The sequence below is a fragment of the Sphaerisporangium sp. NPDC005289 genome, from assembly GCF_040607455.1.
In the GTDB taxonomy this organism is placed as follows: domain Bacteria; phylum Actinomycetota; class Actinomycetes; order Streptosporangiales; family Streptosporangiaceae; genus Sphaerisporangium; species Sphaerisporangium rhizosphaerae.
On sequence record NZ_JBEXGS010000013.1, the window covers coordinates 166,392 to 184,082 of the forward strand.

A 17,691-nucleotide genomic window follows, 5' to 3' on the forward strand; every position below is an offset into this window, starting at 1 on the left:
CCCGGACGCCGCGGCGCCGCCCACGCCCGCGAGGGGTGGGCGGCGCCTGATCGTGGAAGGCGAAAGGCGCCCCGCTCGTGCGGGACGCCGTCGCGGGGGGCCGGCGGTCACCAGGTGGCCGGCTTGCCCTTCTGGTACAGCCACACGTCGAAGAAGCCCTTGAGGTCCTTGCCGGACGCGCTCTGCGCCGCGGCCACGAAGTCGGCGGTGGTGGCGTTGCCGTACTTGTGCGTGGTGGCCCAGTCCTTGAGCAGCGTGAAGAACGCCGCGTCGCCGATCTTGCCGCGCAGCGCGTGCAGCGTCATCGCGCCCCGGTTGTAGGGCACGTTGCCGAACATGTCGACCGGCCCGGGGTCGGTCAGGACGGTCTGCCAGAACGACGAGGTGGCCGCGCGCCCGTAGTTGCTCGCGCTGTCGAAGGTCTGCTGCGCGGTGGCGCCGCCGTTGTGCTCGGTCCACAGCCACTGGGCGTAGGTCGCGAAGCCCTCGTTGAGCCAGATGTCGGACCAGCGCTTCAGCGACACGCTGTCGCCGAACCACTGGTGGGCGAGCTCGTGGGCCATGGTGCCGAGGCTCGGCGCGCTGGAGAATATCGGCTTGGTCTGGCTCTCCAGGGCGTAGCCGACGTCCGGCGCCTTGTCGATGATCGCGCCGGTCGAGGCGAAGGGGTAGGGGCCGAACACCGAGGAGAAGTACTCGACGATGTCGGGGATGCGGGCGACGGTGGCCGCCGACTGGCTCGCGAGCTGCGGGTCCACGGCGGTGTAGACCGGGACGCCGCTCGGCGTGACCGACCTGGCGACCTGGAATCTGCCGAGGGTCACCGTGGCCAGGTAGGTCGCCATCGGCTCGGTGGAGTCCCACACGAAGGTCGTCCTGCCGCCGGTGGTCGTCTGCGACAGCAACTGCCCGTTGCCGACGACGGTGATGCCCTCGGGCACGGTCGCGTGGAAGGTGAACGTCGCCTTGTCCGTCGGGTGGTCGTTGCCGGGCAGCCACGCCGGCGACCCCTGCGGCTCGCCCGGGACGAACGCGCCGTCGTCGGTGGGCACCCAGCCCTCGATGGAGTCGTCGGGGTCGGTGATGACCGGCGGCGTGCCCGCGTACTTCACCCGGACGGTGAACTGCTCGCCGTTCTTCAACTTGGGCCGCGGGGTGACGACGAGTTCCTGTCCCTCCCGCCTGAACGACGCCGGGTGCTTGCCGACGGTGAGGGAGCTGATCTCGGGGCCGCGGAAGTCCAGGTCGAACCGGTCGAGGTCCTGGGTCGCCACCGCGGTGATCGTCGTGGTGGCGTCCATGCGCTTGGTGGCCGGGTCGTAGGAGAAGACGACGTCGTAGTGCCGCACGTCGTAGCCGCCGTTGCCCTCGGAGGGGAAGTACGGGTCACCGACGCTCGGCGCGCCCGCCGAGTACCGCGGCCCGCCGGGGTCGCCGGGGGCGGCGAAGGCGGGTGGGGCGCAGACCAGGACGGACAGCCCCGCCACGACGGCGGCTCCCCGCAGACCACGAGACCTCATCGAATTCCTCTCTGGACGCTCCCGGCCGGAACCGGCCGGTTCCTGAGGGAGCGGAGCATGTGGACGCCACGTGCGATCCAGGTCGGATCGTACAAACCCCCCTTAAACCGGTCAAGATCTACTGAATCCCCTGAAAAGCAACTTTCCCCGCTTTCTACCCCAGAACGGATGGTCACCCGCACGGGTACGGTCCGCGAGAAGCGCCGGTGGGGCAGGGGGTACGGCACTCCGAGGCGTCCAGGCTCCCACGGGTCACCGCACCCCGTCCCGCCGGTTGTGAACTTCTCGTTACGTCCTCGGCCGGGCCGCCGCCGCCCCTCGCCGGATCTCACTCCGACGGCACCAGGACGACCTTGCCGGTGAACCCGCCGGCCTCGGCGAAGCGCAGCGCCGCCGCCGCCTCGGTCAGCGGGAAGGTGCGGGCCACCTGCGCCGTGATGCTCCCGGCGGCCAGCATGGCGAACAGCCGGCCGAGGTCGGCGCGCAGTTCGGCGCGGTAGCGGTCCAGGTGGCGGGCCTTGCCCGCCCACAGGTTGAAGAAGTGCGCGCCGCGTCCGTTCGGCAGATGATTCCAGGCCGCCAGCCGGGCCACCAGCTTGAGCACGGCCAGCGTGCCGCTGCCCGGCTTGTCGCGGGTGGACGCGCTGCCGTAGGACACCAGCGTGCCGCCGCGCGCCAGCATCCGCCAGGAGCCGGCGATGCCCGGGCCGCCGACGTGGTCGAACACCGCCGCCACGCCCTCGGGCGCCAGCTCACGCACGCGGGCGGGCACGTCGTCGTGGTAGTCGACGGGGATCGCGCCGAGCTTCCGCAGCCGGTCGTGACCGCGCGGCGAGGCCGTGCCGATGACCCGGACGCCGGCGTGCCGGGCGAGCTGGACCAGCGTCGAGCCCACCCCGCCGTTCGCGCCGAGCACGACGATCGTCTGACCGGCCCGCACCCGGGCCGTGCGGTGCAGCATGCGCCAGGCGGTGACGCCGTTGACCACGATGGTCTCGGCCTCGGCCGCGCTCACCCCGTCCGGCACCGGGACCAGGTCGGCCACGTCGAGTACGACGCGATCGGCCCACCCGCCGATCTTGGTCAGCGCCGCGACCCGCTGCCCCACCTCCACGGGCGAGCCGCCCGCGCCCGGGGCCGCCCGGCCGCCGAGGGCCTCCACGACGCCGACCAGGTCGTACCCGGGGACGAAGGGGAAGGCCGGCTGGTCGTAGTACTTGCCCCGGCGCATCTGCTGCTCGGCGAACGACACCCCGCTCGCCTCCACCCGCACCACCGCCTGCCCGGCCCCCGGCGCGGGCAGCTCCCTGCTGCGCACCAGCATCGCCTCCGGCTCCCCGACCCCGGCGAGCACGATCTCGGTCGTCTCCATGGCCCGTCTCCTCAGTCGTGGTTATACCCTCTAACTAAAGTTAGAGTACCTGAAAATCGATGCATGGCAAGAGGAAGGGCTGCGAGTGGCCGCGCCGCCAGGGGGCGATGGAACGGCATGGAACGCCTCGAGGGTGAGACCAGTTCCCCCTCTAAGGAGAAACCTCCCGTGCCAAGAACCATCTCCCTGTCGCTGTTCGGACTCGTAGCCCTGTTCGCGGCGGCGGTCCTGGCGACCCCCGCGTCCGCCGCCTCCGCCTCGCTGTCGTGCCAGGTCATCCCGTCCACCAGCGGGTCGAGCACGAACGTCTGCGGCACGTTCCGGGCCGCGTCCAGCTACGTGATCGACAACGCGGTACAGGGTGGTCCGGCGAGCGGCTACGACTGGCACGTGCCCTCGGGCACCAAGGTCGTCGGCGGCTGCAACTCCACCACCCCGTTCTGCGACCTGTCCGTGCGCGCCGCCGCCCGTGACCGCGAGTTCGTCACGTCGGTGGGGGTGCCCGGCTCCGGCACCCTCTCGGTCACCGCGGTGCTCCCGGCCGTGTGCGGCGCCTTCCTCTGCTGATCCTCGACGCGTGCGGACGTCGCCTGCGGCGGCCCGCGCGCACCGCACCCCGAGCCCGGGCCGGGAACCACCCGCCCGGGCTCGAACGGCGCCTTGGCCCCCTATGGCGACTCGCGGCCGGTGTGACCTGTATCACATCTCGGTGATGCGGTAGCCGACGCCGGGGGTCGTGGTGATGATCGGCGGGCCGCCGAGTTTGCGGCGCAGCCGGCCGATGGTGACGGCGACGGTGTTGGTGAACGGGTCGGCGTGTTCGTCCCAGACCTGCTGGAGCAGGGCCTCCGCGCTCAGGAACGCGGGGCCGGCCCGCAGGAGGGCCTCGAGAACCGCGAACTCCTTGACCGACAGGTCGAGCCGCCGGCCGTCGCGGGTGGCCGTGCGGCGCAGCGGATCGAGTTCGATGCCGGCCGCGCGCAGCGTCCGCGGCCGGGCTGCGGGGCGCCGCCGGGCCAGGGCGCGGACGCGCAGCACCAGTTCGGGGAAGTGGAAGGGCTTGGCCAGGTAGTCGTCGGCCCCCTGTGTGAGGCCGCTGACCCGGTCGGCGGGGGAGCCGGCGGCGGTGAGCATCAGGACCATCGGCCGGTCGTCGTGGTCGGTGATCATCTGGCAGAGCGTGTCGCCGTGGATCCCGGGCAGGTCGCGGTCCAGGACGACGACGTCGTAGGCGTTGAGATCGAGCTTGGTGGCGGCGGACAGGCCGTCGTGCGCGAGGTCGACGGCCATGCCCTGGTCGCGCAGCCCCTCGGCCAGGACCTCGGCCAGCGACAGCGCGTCTTCGACCACCAGCAGCCTCACGCGGCGGCGCCCCGTGGTACGGCGGCCGGCAGTGGCAGCGAGACGGTGACGCGCAGGCCGCCCTCGGGGCGGGCGTGCAGTTCGAGGCGGCCGCCGTGCGCGGCGGCGACGGCGGCGACGATCGACAGGCCGAGGCCCGAGCCGGTCTCGGAACCGGTCCGGTCGGCGGTGAGCCGCCGGAACGGCTCGCCGAGCCGGGCGATGTGCCGCGGGTCCAGAACCGGGCCGCCGGTCTCCACGGCCAGCCGCGCCGAGCCGTCCTCGGTACGGGTGGCGACCCGGATCCAGCCGCCGTCCTGGTTGTGGACGACGGCGTTGTCGACCAGGTTGTCCGCCATGCGCGTCAGCAGCGTCGGGCTGCCCTGGATCGGCAGGGTGTCCCGCAGGCCGTCGTCGTCCACGGTCAGGTTCTTCTCGGCGATGCCGGCGGCGTGGGCGGCCAGTGCGCCGGAGACCAGGTCGCCGAGCGACACCGCCGCCCGGTCGGGGAGCGCTCCGTGTTCCGCGCGGGCCAGGACGAGGAAGCCCTCCAGAAGGCGGTCCACCAGGTCGAGTTCGGTGCGCAGCCGGTCGGCGAGCGCGATCGTCTGCGGGGGCGCCGGACGGGGCTTGGCCATGGCCACGTCCAGCGCGGCCCGCATCGTCGTCAGAGGCGTCCGCAGCTCGTGGGAGGCGTTGGCGACGAAGCGGCGCTGGGCGGCGAAGGACGCCTCCAGGCGTTCCAGCAGCCCGTCGATGGTGTCGGCGAGCTCCTTGACCTCATCGGCCGGGCCGGGCACCGCTAGCCGCTCGTGCAGGTTCTCGGCGGAGATCCGCCGCGTGGCCGCCGTGATCGTGCGCACCGGGCGCAGCACCCGGCCGGCGACGGCGTTGCCCAGCACGACCGACACCGCCGCCATCACCACCAGCGCGATCAGCGAGCCCACCAGGAGCTGGCGCGACTGGAGCGCGTGGACGCCCGCCAGCTCCGACTCCAGCCGGTGGATCCTCTCCTGGGCGACGGCGAGACCGGACCCCGGGGCGTCCATGCCGGGCGCGTGGGAGGTCGCGCTGCCGCTGGACAGCAGGTACGTCAGGAGCAGCAGGCCGATCCCCGACATCAGGAACAGGCCGGCATACAAGATCGTGATGCGCAACCGCACCGTCCGCCCCGGCCCCTCGCGCCGCAGCGATCTCTCGGAGTTCCCCGATCGCTCGCGCCGCCGGGACCCCTCATGGCGCGGCGACCCCTCTGATCGTCCGGACGTCTCGCGCCGTCCCGGCTCCTCACGGCGCTCCGACCTCACCACCGGCCCCGCCTCTCGCGGCATAGCATCCTCACCATCCGGTCCCGCTCGTCCCCGCATGGCATCCTCGCCGGCCCTCGCGGCGTCGATCCGCCCGCGCCGGTGACCGGCAACGCCACGCGATCTCGTCGCCCGGTCCCGTGCCTCCCGGCGTCGCGGTGTGCGCACTGGTTCGTCCGCGGGCACGGCGAGAGCACCAGGATGGTCTGCGGGACCTAACACCGATATAACACCCGCGGACTCCGTCGCGGTGACGTGAGCGTTCCGGCCCCTTATCGATCTCTGACGCCTACCATTGCTGAACGATAAGCCGGTCATATACCGATACCTCCGCCGATCGGGTCTTTACCGCCGTTTCGACGGTCAGGGACAAGAGGAGCCGGGCATGCACGATTCCGCCGAGTCGGCCGAGCCGCCGTTCCCGTACCCGCTGCTGGAGGCGCTGCGGACCTCGCCCGGCGGCACGGCCTTCGAACAGGGGGACAGGCGCGTCTCGCGGGGGGAGCTGCTGGATCTCATCGGGCGGCTGGCCGCAGCGCTGCGCGACGCGGGCCTCGGTCCCGGCCGGGGGGTCGCCATCCGCGCGGGCGTCTCGCCGGAGGCGTTCGCCGCGCACATGGCCGCGCACGCGCTGGGCTGCCGCGTCCTGTGCGTACGTCCCGGCTACACCCCCCGCCTGCTCGCCCACGTGTTCGGCATGGACATCGACGCGGTGATCCTCGACGCCTCGACGGCGACGCCGGAGCTGTTCCAGGCCGCCGGACCGGCCACGATGCTCTCGCTCGGACCCGTCGCGGGCGCGGCCGACCTGCTCGAACACCCCGGCGACGACGGCCCGCTCCAGGTCACGGCCCGGCCCGAGGACGTGGCGCTGCTGATCTTCACCAGCGGCAGCACGGGCGAGCCCAAGGGCTGTGGGGTGACCTACCGCGCGCTCGGCGCGCACTGGTCATGGCACCCGCGGAACTGGTCGCCGATCGCGACCGCGCTGGCCGGGTCCTTCCAGCGCTTCCTGCTGTTCGGCACGCTGTCCGCCACGGTCATCCTGGACTACGTGATGCTGTGCCTGCTCGGCGGCGGCACCGCGGTGATCCCCGAGGAGGACGGCGGGCCGCTGTTCCCGTACGCGATCGAGCGTCATCGCATCACCGGCTCGGTCATGGCCGCGCCCCGGCTGTGCGCCATGCTCGACGTGCTCCGCGATGAGCGGGTCGACGTCGGCAGCCTGCGCGCGGTGATGGTCGGCGGGTCGTCGATCAGCGCCCATCGGCTGACCGAGGCGGTGGAGCGGCTGGGCCCGGTGGTCTACCACGGGTACGGGATGACCGAGTCCGGCCTGATCTCCATCCTGACCCCCGACGACCTCGCCCGCTTCCCGGACCGCGCGCCGGCCTCGGTGGGCCCGCCGCACCCCGGTGTCGAGATCAGCGTGCGCGACGAGGAGGGCCGTCCGGTCCCCACGGGGCGGACCGGCGAGATCCACGTCCGCACCCCGTACCTGATGGCGGGCTACTGGGGACGTCCGGAGGAGACCGCCGAGGTGCTGCGGGACGGCCTGCTGCGCACGCGCGACCTCGGCCACCTGGACGAGAACGGCCTGCTGCACCTGGTCGGCCGGATCAGGGACGTCATCATGGTCAACGCGATGGTGGTGTACGCCGGGCCCATCGAGCGCGTCCTGGCCGCCCACCCCGACGTGGCCGAGGCGTACGTGACCGGCGCGCCGGACGAGCGCACCGGGGAGGCCGTCCACGCGTTCGTCGTGCCGGCCGCCGGCCGCACCCCCGACCCCGGCGCGCTGACCGAGCTGGTGCGGGCCGACCTCGGCGCGGACAGCGTCCCGCGGACGATCACGACGGTGTCCACCGTGCCGGTCGCGGCCAGCGGAAAACCGGACAAGCGCGCCCTGTTGGAGCAGTACGGCCCGGCGGCGACCTGACCCGAACGGCGCGAAGGCGTCGCCGCCGCGATGCCCCGGCGATGTCCGGGGCCTTTCGCTTCCCGCCATTCCGGGGCGAGGGAAATCGCTTCCTCAGATATCGACGGAATGGCGGTTCGGCGTAATCGACTCCGCGCGTGTTCCGGCGCGACGCGGAATACCGTACTGTGACGCGCGACAGCGACGACGCTCACAGGAGATGTGATGACGCCCGCTCGCCCGGCCGTCCGCCGCAATGGTCGCAACACTCGGAACGCTCGCAATGGTCGCGATGCCCCGAACGCTCGCAGTGGTCGTGACGCTCGCGGCGCCGGCGGCCGTACGTCCGCCGTCGCGCGGCGCGATCGCCTCCCGTGGCACTGGATTCTGTCCGCGATCGTCGTGGCGACCTTCGTCGTGCACGCCAACGGCATCGGCAACGGCTTCATTTATTTCGACGATCCCGAGAGCGTGGTGGACAACGTGTCCATCCGCGAAGTCGACGGGGCCGCCATCGGCCACTGGTTCACCACCCCGCTGCAGTCCATGTACACACCACTGGTGTACGCGTCGTACGCGATCGACCATCTGGTCGGCCAGGGCGCGATGGGCGTCTACCACTTCACCAACGTGCTGCTGCACCTTGCCAACGTGGTGCTGGTGTTCCTGCTGGTCCGCGGGCTGACCGAGCGGGTGTTCCCGGCCGCTTTCGTGGCGGCGGCCTTCGCGGTCCATCCCGTGAACGTGGACACCGTCGCCTGGATCTCCGCTCGCAGCAATCTGCTGGCGACGCTGTTCTCCCTGGCCGCGCTGCTGGCCTACCTGCGTCACCTCGACTCGCGGCACTGGGGACCGCTGGCGTGGTCGGCGGCGCTTTTCGGGCTGGCCACGTTGTCGAAGTCGACCGCTGTCGTGCTTCCCCTGGTGCTGTTCCTCGTCGATTTCCTCAAGGGCCGCAGGCCGAGCCGGCGTTCGTTTCTGGAGAAGGTCCCGTTCCTGGTCATCGCCGCCGCCATGGGGCTGGTCGCGCTCACCGCGCGGCAGGATGTGGTGCCGCCCCGCGACTACACCGTCGTCGACCGGTTCTTCCTCGCCTGTTCGGCGGTGGTCGACTATCTGGTGCAGCTCGTCGGCCCCTTCCACCTGTCGCTCGCCTACGAATACCCCGGAAAACCCCTGCCGTGGTACGTCCTGCTCTCCCCGCTCGTGCTGGCGGGGGTGGTGGCGGCCCTGCTCGTGCCCAGGTCGTCGCGCAAGGTCGTGGTGTTCGGGCTGGCGTTCTTCGCGGTCGGCATCGCGCTCACGCAGGCCGTGCTGCTCATCGACAACTACCACGCCAACAGGTACGCCTATCTGCCCTACCTCGGCCTGTTCCTCATCGCGGCTCACTTCGCGGAGAAGGCGTTCCAGCACCGCGACCGCGTTCCGCGCATCGCGGTGACCGGGGCGATGGCGGTGTTCGCCGTGCTGTTCGCCACGCTGACGATCACCAGGAACATGGCCTGGAAGGACACCGAGACCATCATGAGCGACGCCATCGCCAAAGAGCCCGGAGTGGCGTTCGCGCACAACAGCCGGGGCATCGCCAGGTACACCGCCGGCGACTACACCGGCGCGGCACCGGATTTCGAGGCCACCATCGCCCTCGACCGCGATTTCATGCTCGCCTACTACTACCTGGGCCTGATCAGGTACCAGAACGGCGACTACGCGGCGGCGCTGTCCAAGCTCGACTACGTGGTGTCACGGCTGCGGACCTTCGCCCCCGGCTACAGCGAGCGCGGCAGGACCAGACTCGCGCTGAAGGATTACGCGGGCGCGCGGACGGACCTGTCCACCGCCATCGGCTACGACCCCGGCCTGGTGGAGGACTACCACCTCCGGGGGCTCGCCGAAGCCGGCCTCGGCGACACCGGCGCCGCCTGCGCCGACTGGAGGACGGCGGCCTCTCTCGGCAACGCGGACGCCGGCAGGTCCGTCGCCGGCGCTCACTGCCCGGGGTGACCGCCGACCGCCCGCGGGACGCGGCCGCCGCGTCGCTGAATGTTTCACCGGCCGGGGGCTCCGTCTCCGGGTTCTCACCAGCACGGATCAGTGCCCGCTCCCGCAGCGGACGGCGCGGAGGTTGACCGGCGACTCCGGGCGGCCGTAACTACGCCCATGTTCTCTTTCGTGAATGCCGTACAGAGGTGTGAACGGCACCCGCGTAACGGGATCGAGGCCGGCCCCGCGCCGCCTCGGCCACGGAGGTGCGCGCTCGAATGTGAGCGCTAACAACAGCGGCCCGGGACGTAGCCCGGTCACGGGCTGTCCCGCCGCCGGCATCCACGCGCCGGGCGGTGCGCAGGTCCCATCGTCTCTCATCACGCAAAGGAGCGGTCCTTGCTCTCTCGGCCCCCCATGCGACGGCGTCGCCTCGCCATCTTCAACGCGGTCACGGCGATGGTCGTCGCCGCGGCAGGACTCGCGACCTTGACCTCCCAGGCCGACGCCGCGACCGGCTGCAAGGTCACCTACGCCGTCGCCTCGCAATGGCCCGGCGGATTCACCGCCAACGTCGAGGTGACCAACCTCGGCGATCCGCTGACGAGCTGGTCCCTGGGCTGGTCCTTCGACGCCGGCCAGCAGGTCACCACCGGCTGGAGCGCCACCTTCTCCCAGAGCGGGAGCCAGGTCACCGCGACGAACGTCTCCTACAACGGCTCGCTGGCCACCGGCGGCGCCGTCGCGCTCGGCTTCCAGGGCACCTGGACCTCCTCCAACCCCGTGCCGGGGTCGTTCACCCTCAATGGCGTCACCTGCACGGGAGGCGTCGGCGGCACCCCCACGCCGAGCTCGACCCCGACGCGCTTCCCCACGCCGACCCCGACTCCCACCCCGCCGCCCTCGCCGACCCCCACGCCGACCCCCACGCCCACCCCGACGGCGCCGCCCCCCACCGGGCTGGTCGGCTGGGCGACACAGGGCGGGGGCACCACCGGCGGCGCCGGCGGCGCCACGACCACCGTCACCTCCCTGAGCGCGCTCACGAGCGCGGTCTCGGGCAACGGCGCCAAGACCGTCCAGGTCAACGGCAACTTCAGCTGCTCCGCCGACGTGCGGGTGGGTTCCAACACCACCGTCCTCGGTGTCGGCTCGAACTCCGGACTGACCGGCTGCGGCCTCAACATCAGGGACGTCAGTAACGTCATCGTCCGCAACATGAAGATCTCAAAGGTCCTGGCCGAAAACGGCAACGGCGACGCGATCCACGTCGACCACTCCACCCGGCTGTGGTTCGACCACAACGACCTGTCCAGCGACACGAGCCACGGCACCGACTACTACGACGGGCTGCTGGACATCACCCACGGCGCCGACTACGTCACCGTCTCGTGGAACAAGCTGCACGACCACGTCAAGTGCTCGCTGGTGGGCCACAGTGACAGCAACGCGTCGGAGGACACCGGGCACCTGCGGGTGACCTACCACCACAACGCGTTCCAGACCTGCGCCCAGCGCAACCCGCGCGTCCGCTTCGGCAACCCGGTCCACGTGTTCAACAACTACTACTACAAGAGCTCCTCCTACACCGACTACAGCTACGGCGTCGCCTCCACCTGTGGCGCCGGCGTCCTGGTCGAGGGCAACTACTTCGAGAACGTGGCCGAGCCCACCCACACCAGTGAGGGCTCCTCGCCGGGCGGCTCGATCGTCGCGCGCAACAACTACCTGGTGAACTCGGGCGCTCCCCAGACCGCCGGCAGCGTCAACTCCATCCCCTACTCCTACACCGTCGACACGCCCAGCGGCGTGAAGACGACCGTCCTCGCGAACGCGGGCACCGGCAAGATCTGACCGTCGCCGGCAGAACCGGCGACCGAGGGCCTCGGACCTGTTCCTCAGGTTCCGGGGCCTTCGGCGTCTCCGCCGGGGCGCCACTGCTTCTTCTCGGCGCAGATGCGGGCCAGTTCGGCGCGCGATGCGATGTCGAGCTTGGCGAAGATCCGGCGAAGGTGGGTGGAGACGGTGTGCGGGGACAGGAACATCCGCGCGGCGGCCTGGCGGTTGGTCAGTCCTCGGGTGATCAGTTCCGCCACCGCCCGTTCGGTCTCCGAGAGGCTGTCCCACCCGAAGGCAGCAGCGTCCAGCGTTGTCCTTCCGCGTCGGTGTAGGTGGGTTCGAGGATCTCCACCGCCCGTCCCAGGTCCTCCGGGGTGTCCCTGACCGGCCTGCTGGTCCTCAGTCAGGTGGTCATCTCGCTGGGAGTGCCCGTGGCGCTGTTCCTGCTCGTCCACTTCTGCCGCGACAAGTCGCTGATGGGGCCGCTCGTCAACGCCCCGTACACGACCTGGATCGCCGGCGCCGCCGCGGTGGTGGTCACCCTCCTCGGCTGCTCGACCTGCACTCCGACGGCGGATGCAAGCCGGCGCCAGGCCGTTGACAGCGGGTTGCAGGCGGCATGCCCGTCAATGGTGGAGCAGCCCGGCCGACGTAGCGTCCCGGACCACAGGGCCCGCACCGTCTCGGAGGAGATCGAAATGACTCACACCATCCGCGCCCTGCTCGGCGTCACCGTCGCCGCCGGCGTCGTCGCCCTGGGCGTTCCCGCGCTCGGCGCCGCCGCGAACGCCTCGGCCGCCGCCGGCACGGTCACCACGAGCTCCGCCCGCTCTCTCCAGCTGGCGCAGCCGTTCCTGTTCACCTACACCTTCGACGGCCACCTCAAGGTCGCCGGCGGCAACTTCACCGTCGGAGGCCGCGTCTACGTGGTCGTCAAGTTCACCACCGGCCGGGTGGCCTTCTCCCGGTGGCAGACCGCCCGCACGCACCCCATCACCCCCGGCGGCGCCGTCTACGTGGACACGACGATCGCCGCTCCCTGCGCCCCCGGGACCAACGGGTACGCCCGCGGGTACGACGAGGTCACCAAGCGGTGGTCGCCCCGCCTGCCGGTGACGATCTGCCGGCGAATCGACTGACCCCTCGCGCGGGGGAGAGCAGGCCGGCCCTGCTCCCGGCTTCGGCCGGGAGCGGGGCCGGCGGCATGTTCGCGGCGGTGCGGTGTTTTCGGCCATGTGATGCAGTTCACAAGGATGTCCGAAATATCCGGGGACGGTCTCCCCGTTTGCACGGAGGTCGCAACCGGGGAGAACGTCCCCGGTTGCGCGCCGGAGGACGGAAGGGAGCACCGCTGTGGGAACCGTGAGCACGACCGCCGGGCGGAGCCACGTTCAGCGGCTGCGGGCGGACGCGTCACGCAACCGGGAACGCATCGTGGCCGCCGCGCGTGAGGCGTTCGTGGAGTACGGGGCCGAGGTGACTCTCGACCAGATCGCGCGGCGGGCCGGCGTGGGCAACGCCACGATCTACCGGCACTTCGCCGACCGTCCCGAACTCATCCGCCAGGTGACCCTGGAGGTCATGAACCGAATCGTGAAGCTGGCCGAGACGGCGCTCGCCGAGGAGCCGGACGCGTTCGCGGCGCTGCGGCGCTTCGTGCACGGCGCGACCGAGGAGCGAATTGGGGCCCTGTGTCCGATTCTCTCCGCCGATTGTGAGAGGATCGCCTCGGCGCTCACCGTGGAGCGCGCCCGCCTCGAACGGGCGGTGGAGGCCATCGTGGAGCGGGGGCGCGACGCGGGCCTCCTGCGCCCGGATGTGACCCCTGCCGACATCCTGATCGCACTCTCACAGCTCACCCGGCCCCTGCCGGGTTCCAGGCGCCTGAACCTCGACAGGTTCGTCGGTCGTCATCTGGAGCTCTTCCTGGACGGGCTCCGCACCCCGGCGCGATCCCCCCTGCCCGGAGCCGGCGCCACCTTCGACGACCTCAAGCGGCGACCACCGACCACGACGACGCCGACCGCCTGAGCTCCCCGCTCCGGCGACAGATCGTTACTACCTTTCACCTGCCGATTCGGCATCTCTGTACCGTAAGTGAGTTAACGCATGCCTGAAACAGCCCAGGTCCAGCCGGACCCCCGGCGCTGGAAAGCCCTCGGATTCATCGCCATCGCCCAGCTGATGGTCGTGCTCGACGCGACGATCGTGAACATCGCCCTGCCTTCCGCGCAGGTGGACCTCCATATCTCCGACGTCGACCGCCAGTGGGTCATCACGGCGTACGCCCTGGCGTTCGGGGGACTGCTCCTGTTCGGCGGCCGCATTGCCGACCTGTGGGGCCGCAGGCGCGCCTTCATCGCCGGCCTGATCGGCTTCGCCCTGGCCTCCGCGATCGGTGGCGCCGCCGGCAACGAGGCGATGCTCCTCGGAGCCCGCGCGCTCCAGGGCGTGTTCGGCGCGCTGCTGGCGCCCGCCGCCCTGTCACTGCTGGCGGTGATGTTCACCGAGGCCCACGAGCGGGCGAAGGCGTTCGGCATCTACGGCGCCATCGCGGGCGGCGGCAGCGCCGTCGGCCTGATCCTCGGCGGCTTCCTCACCGAGTACCTCGATTGGCGCTGGACGTTCTACGTCAACATCCCCTTCGCCGTTCTCGCCGTCATCGGCGCCTTCCTGGTCATCCGTGAGCCCGCCGGGACCCACAACGGCAGCGGCCTCGACATCCCCGGCGTCGTGCTGGCCACCCTCGGCCTGGTCTCCCTGGTCTACGCCTTCACCCGCGCCGAGTCCGACGGCTGGTCGGCGAACGTGACCATCGGCCTGTTCGTCGCGGCGGCCGTGCTGCTCGTCGCCTTCGTGCTGGTCGAGAGCAAGGTCAGATCGCCGTTGCTGCCGCTGCGCGTGGTCACCGACCGCAACCGCGGCGGCGTGTACCTGTCACTGGGACTGGCGATCATCGCGATGTTCGGCCTGTTCCTCTTCCTGACCTACTACCTGCAGGTCGTCAAGGGCTACTCGCCGGTGCGCACCGGCTTCGCCTTCCTGCCGATGGTCGCGGGCATGGTCACCGGCTCGACGCAGATCGGCGCCCGTCTGATGACCCGCGTCCCGCCGCGGCTGCTGATGGTGCCCGGCTTCCTGCTCGCCGCGGTCGGCATGCTCATCCTCACCCAGATGAAGGTCGACAGCTCCTACGCCGGCCTGGTGCTGCCCGCGCAGATCCTGCTCGGTCTCGGCATGGGCACGGCCTTCATGCCGGCGATGAGCCTGGCCACCTTCGGGGTCCAGCCGCGCGACGCGGGTGTGGCCTCCGCGATGGTCAACACCTCCCAGCAGGTCGGCGGCGCCATCGGCACCGCCCTGCTCAACACCATCGCCGCCGGCGCCGTCACCGGCTGGGTCACCTCGCACGCCGCCCAGGCGCGGACCCTCGGCAAGGCCGCCTTCGCCAACGAGGCGGCGGTGCACGGCTACGCGACCGCGATCTGGTGGGCGGTGGGCATCCTGGTGCTGGCCGCGGCCATCGTGCTCGTCCTGGTCGACAGCGGCCACCAGGGACGGCGCCCCGGCGCCTCGTCCGGCCACGACGGCCACGAGGACGCGCCCTCGGTGCCCGTGCTCGCCCACTGACCAGACCGCGCGGGACGCCGATCCCCGCGGCTCATGAACGCCGCCCCCTGTCCGGCCACCTCCTTTTCGGTGGTCCGGGCAGGGGGCGAGGCATTTCTAGGGCCCGGTGAAGGAGGAGACGGCGAGCCAGACCGCCGACAGCGCCACGACGATCAGTACGGCCAGGTCCTTGCGGCGGACAGGATGTCCCTCCCACCCCCGGCGACAGAAAAACATACCATCGGAGAGGTATTTTCTTCCGACAGGGCATGACCTCCCACTGTGCAACTGAGGATTCACCCGGTCGCACACTGGCCGCGCCGCCCTGTCACTTCCTGGCGGGGACATCCGGTGCCGCCACCGTGAGGTGAACGGAAGCGGAGCGTCATGCCTGGCAGGCGCATGGTCCGCGTGCGCCGCGAAGAGGGCCGACCGGCAGTCATGTCGTGGTGATGGAGGCCGGAGGTGCCCGGTCGGCATCGGCGGGGGCCGCCTGCCGCTCCCCGGGTGCCTTACACAAAGTTACATACCTTCATGAAGGTATGCGATAGTGGGCGAAGCCACCGATGACCCCGTGCACCAACGTCAGCTCCCAGGTGGTGGACGACCGCGCACCGCGCTCCGCCAGGTACGGAGCCCCCATATCCCCGGCCAGACGCACCGCCGGCCCGACGTCCGCCTGCCGGAATATCGCACTCCCGATCACCCCACGGATCCCGAGCTTCCAAGGAATCTGAGAGGAGCCCGATGAAATTCGGAAACGACCTGCGGATCAAGACCGTGACCACATGGTTTCCACCGGATCGCGAGAACGTCGAGGACGCCGTCGCGGCGGGCAAGCTGGACACCCAGGACGTGGACCGGCTCGGCCTCACCGGTCTTCCGGTCTCGACGCGGTGGTCCGCTCCCGAGATGGCGGCGGCGGCCGGTCGTGACGCGATCAGCCGGGCCGGCTGGAGCCCTTCGAATGTGGGCCTGGTGATGCACACCTGGATCTACCACCAGGGCCATGACATGTGGTCGCCGCCGCACTTCGTGGCCAACGAGGTCGGCGCTCCCAATGCCCTGGTGTACGGCGTGCAGCAAGGCTGCAACGCGGCCGCGCTCGCCCTCCAGCTCGCGGCGCTGCATCTGGACGCCGAACCGGGGCTCGGCGCCGCGCTCATCACCACGGGCGACCGCTTCGCCCCGCCCGGCATGGACCGCTGGACCTCCGACTACGGCCTGGGATTCGGCGACGCGGGAACCGCGGCGCTGCTGCACCACGGCGACTCGGGGCCCGACGACTGGGCGCTGCTGTCCCTGGCCAGCGAGACCGAGGCCGAGCTCGAACTGATGATGCGGCACGGCAACGACTTCAGCGCGGCGCCCATGTCGCACAGCAGCTCCATCGACCTGCGCCGTCCCAAGAAGTCCTACGTGGAGGCGTACGGCAAGGACAAGTTCACCTCCATCGCCAGCCGGTCGATCCGCAAGGTGATCGTGGACGCCGTGCGCGACGCGGGGCTGCGGCTCGACGATCCCCGGATCAAGTACATCGCGCTGCCGCGGCTCGGAGCGTACCTGCTGGACGCCAACTACGTGCCGGTGATGAATGACGTGCTGAAGGCCGAGGCGCTGCAATTCGGCGCGGACACCGGCCACCTGGGGTGCGGGGACTTCCTGGCGAACCTGGCCGACCTGCGCGATCGCGCGCCGCTGGAGCCGGGCGACGTCGCCCTGGTGATCGGCGGCGGGGCGGCCTGGACCTGGACCTGCGCCGTCGTCCAGGTGCCGCGGGAGCAGGCGGCGGAGAGGAGCGACTGATGGGCGTGGGATTCCTCGGCCTGGGCGGCCACGTGCCGCCGGTGGTCATCGACAACGCGCAGATCGCCGAGTGGGCCGGCGTGGAGGAGAACTGGATCGTCGAGCGGACCGGCATCCTGGAACGCAGGTACCGCGAGCCCGGCACCGCCACCTCCGACCTCGCGCTGCACGCCGCCCGTGAGGCGCTGGCCGCGCGGCCCGAGGCGGCCGACCGGCTCGGGCTGATCATCGTGGGCACCTCGACGCCCGACCAGCCGCAGCCCTCCACCGGAGCCATCCTGCAGGACAAGCTCGGGCTGTCCGGTGTCCCGGCGTTCGACGTCAACGCCGTGTGCTCCGGCTTCCTCTACGCACTGGCGGTCGCCGACTCGATGATGTCGGGGCGGCTGTCCGGGCAGGGGGGCGAGTACGCCCTGGTGATCGGCGCGGACGTGTACTCCTCGCTGATGGACCCCACCGACCGGCGCACCGTCAGCCTGTTCGGCGACGGGGCCGGGGCGGTGCTGCTCGGTCCGGTGCCCGAGGGGTACGGCGTACTGGGCTGGCGGCTGGTGGCCAACGGCGAGTACCGCGACCTGGTCGAGGTGGCCGCCGGCGGCACCCGCCGACCGCTGGACGCCCGGGCGTGGGAGGCCGGAGAGCACCTGTTCCGGATGAAGGGCCGCCCCGTGCGCGAGTACGCGATGCGCACCCTCCCCAAGGTGATCGACGAGGCGCTCGCCTCGGCCGGGCTCCGGCTGGAGGAGGTGGACCGCCTCATCCTGCACCAGGCCAACACCCGCATGGTCGAGGAGTGCGTCCGCGAACTGCGCGTCGACCCCGCCCGGGTGCCGCTCACCGCACCGCACTTCGGCAACACCGCCGCGGCCTCCATCCCGCTCACCCTCCGCGTGGAGCACGAACGCCGGCCCTTCCAGCGGGGTGAGCGCCTGGTGCTGGCCGGAGTGGGCGGCGGTATGACCGCGGGCGCCGTCGTCGTCCGCTGGTACTGAGCCC

14 protein-coding genes are annotated in these 17,691 nt (G+C 71.3%); 9 read left to right on the top strand and 5 right to left on the bottom strand.

Annotation, left to right across the window (positions count from 1 at the left end):
- Window positions 1-107: 107 nt before the first annotated feature.
- Together ABZT47_RS23390 and ABZT47_RS23395 are read right to left on the bottom strand one after the other, a co-directional pair.
- Window positions 108-1,520 carry a M1 family metallopeptidase gene (locus tag ABZT47_RS23390; RefSeq protein ID WP_354845704.1) on the bottom strand — a complete coding sequence of 471 codons (1,413 nt, stop codon included), beginning with the start codon at window positions 1,518-1,520 and terminating at the stop codon, window positions 108-110.
- Window positions 1,521-1,848: 328 nt separating this feature from the next.
- Entirely contained in the window at window positions 1,849-2,892 is a 1,044-nt protein-coding gene (locus ABZT47_RS23395) for a medium chain dehydrogenase/reductase family protein (protein ID WP_354845707.1), read from the bottom strand.
- A gap of 168 nt (window positions 2,893-3,060) precedes the next feature.
- Between ABZT47_RS23395 and ABZT47_RS23400 the strand changes: the two genes are divergently transcribed.
- Window positions 3,061-3,459 carry a hypothetical protein gene (locus tag ABZT47_RS23400; protein ID WP_354845709.1) on the top strand — a complete coding sequence of 133 codons (399 nt, stop codon included), beginning with the start codon at window positions 3,061-3,063 and terminating at the stop codon, window positions 3,457-3,459.
- 132 nt (window positions 3,460-3,591) lie between these two features.
- Here ABZT47_RS23400 and ABZT47_RS23405 read toward each other — a convergent pair whose 3' ends face one another.
- A complete protein-coding gene (locus ABZT47_RS23405) occupies window positions 3,592-4,254 on the bottom strand; it encodes a response regulator transcription factor (protein ID WP_354845712.1) in 663 nt (220 codons plus the stop codon).
- The gene (locus ABZT47_RS23410) at window positions 4,251-5,396 is read right to left on the bottom strand and encodes a HAMP domain-containing sensor histidine kinase (protein WP_354845715.1); all 1,146 of its coding nucleotides are present in this window, start codon (window positions 5,394-5,396) and stop codon (window positions 4,251-4,253) included. The genes ABZT47_RS23405 and ABZT47_RS23410 overlap by 4 nt, the downstream gene beginning before the upstream one ends.
- A 529-nt stretch (window positions 5,397-5,925) precedes the next feature.
- Here ABZT47_RS23410 and ABZT47_RS23415 point away from each other — a divergent pair.
- From ABZT47_RS23415 to ABZT47_RS23425, 3 genes are all read left to right on the top strand, one after another.
- Window positions 5,926-7,479, top strand: a complete 1,554-nt coding sequence (locus tag ABZT47_RS23415; protein ID WP_354845718.1) for an AMP-binding protein — start codon at window positions 5,926-5,928, stop codon at window positions 7,477-7,479.
- A gap of 381 nt (window positions 7,480-7,860) precedes the next feature.
- A complete protein-coding gene (locus tag ABZT47_RS23420; protein ID WP_354845720.1) occupies window positions 7,861-9,462 on the top strand; it encodes a glycosyltransferase family 39 protein in 1,602 nt (533 codons plus the stop codon).
- Between the two features lie 378 nt (window positions 9,463-9,840).
- Window positions 9,841-11,295, top strand: coding sequence for a cellulose binding domain-containing protein (locus ABZT47_RS23425; RefSeq protein ID WP_354845723.1), 1,455 nt, complete (start codon window positions 9,841-9,843; stop codon window positions 11,293-11,295).
- A gap of 44 nt (window positions 11,296-11,339) precedes the next feature.
- On the opposite strand, the gene ABZT47_RS23430 is transcribed toward ABZT47_RS23425, so the two are convergent.
- A complete protein-coding gene (locus tag ABZT47_RS23430) occupies window positions 11,340-11,687 on the bottom strand; it encodes a helix-turn-helix transcriptional regulator (protein ID WP_354845917.1) in 348 nt (115 codons plus the stop codon).
- Between ABZT47_RS23430 and ABZT47_RS23435 the strand changes: the two genes are divergently transcribed.
- The 5 genes from ABZT47_RS23435 to ABZT47_RS23455 all read left to right on the top strand — a co-directional run bounded on the left by ABZT47_RS23435 (window position 11,613) and on the right by ABZT47_RS23455 (window position 17,687).
- The gene (locus ABZT47_RS23435) at window positions 11,613-12,419 is read left to right on the top strand and encodes a divalent metal cation transporter (protein ID WP_354845725.1); all 807 of its coding nucleotides are present in this window, start codon (window positions 11,613-11,615) and stop codon (window positions 12,417-12,419) included. The two genes, ABZT47_RS23430 and ABZT47_RS23435, sit on opposite strands and share 75 nt — an antisense overlap.
- Before the next feature lie 214 nt (window positions 12,420-12,633).
- On the top strand, window positions 12,634-13,311 hold the full coding sequence (locus ABZT47_RS23440) for a TetR/AcrR family transcriptional regulator (protein ID WP_354845728.1): 678 nt from the start codon (window positions 12,634-12,636) through the stop codon (window positions 13,309-13,311).
- Window positions 13,312-13,389: 78 nt separating this feature from the next.
- Window positions 13,390-14,910 (top strand): MFS transporter, encoded by a 1,521-nt coding sequence (locus ABZT47_RS23445; RefSeq protein WP_354845731.1) that lies wholly within the window; start codon window positions 13,390-13,392, stop codon window positions 14,908-14,910.
- A 726-nt stretch (window positions 14,911-15,636) separates the two neighbouring features.
- Window positions 15,637-16,695 carry a 3-oxoacyl-ACP synthase gene (locus ABZT47_RS23450; RefSeq protein WP_354845734.1) on the top strand — a complete coding sequence of 353 codons (1,059 nt, stop codon included), beginning with the start codon at window positions 15,637-15,639 and terminating at the stop codon, window positions 16,693-16,695.
- On the top strand, window positions 16,695-17,687 hold the full coding sequence (locus ABZT47_RS23455; protein ID WP_354845737.1) for a beta-ketoacyl-ACP synthase 3: 993 nt from the start codon (window positions 16,695-16,697) through the stop codon (window positions 17,685-17,687). Before ABZT47_RS23450 ends, ABZT47_RS23455 begins: the two co-directional genes overlap by 1 nt.
- Window positions 17,688-17,691 lie beyond the last annotated feature (4 nt).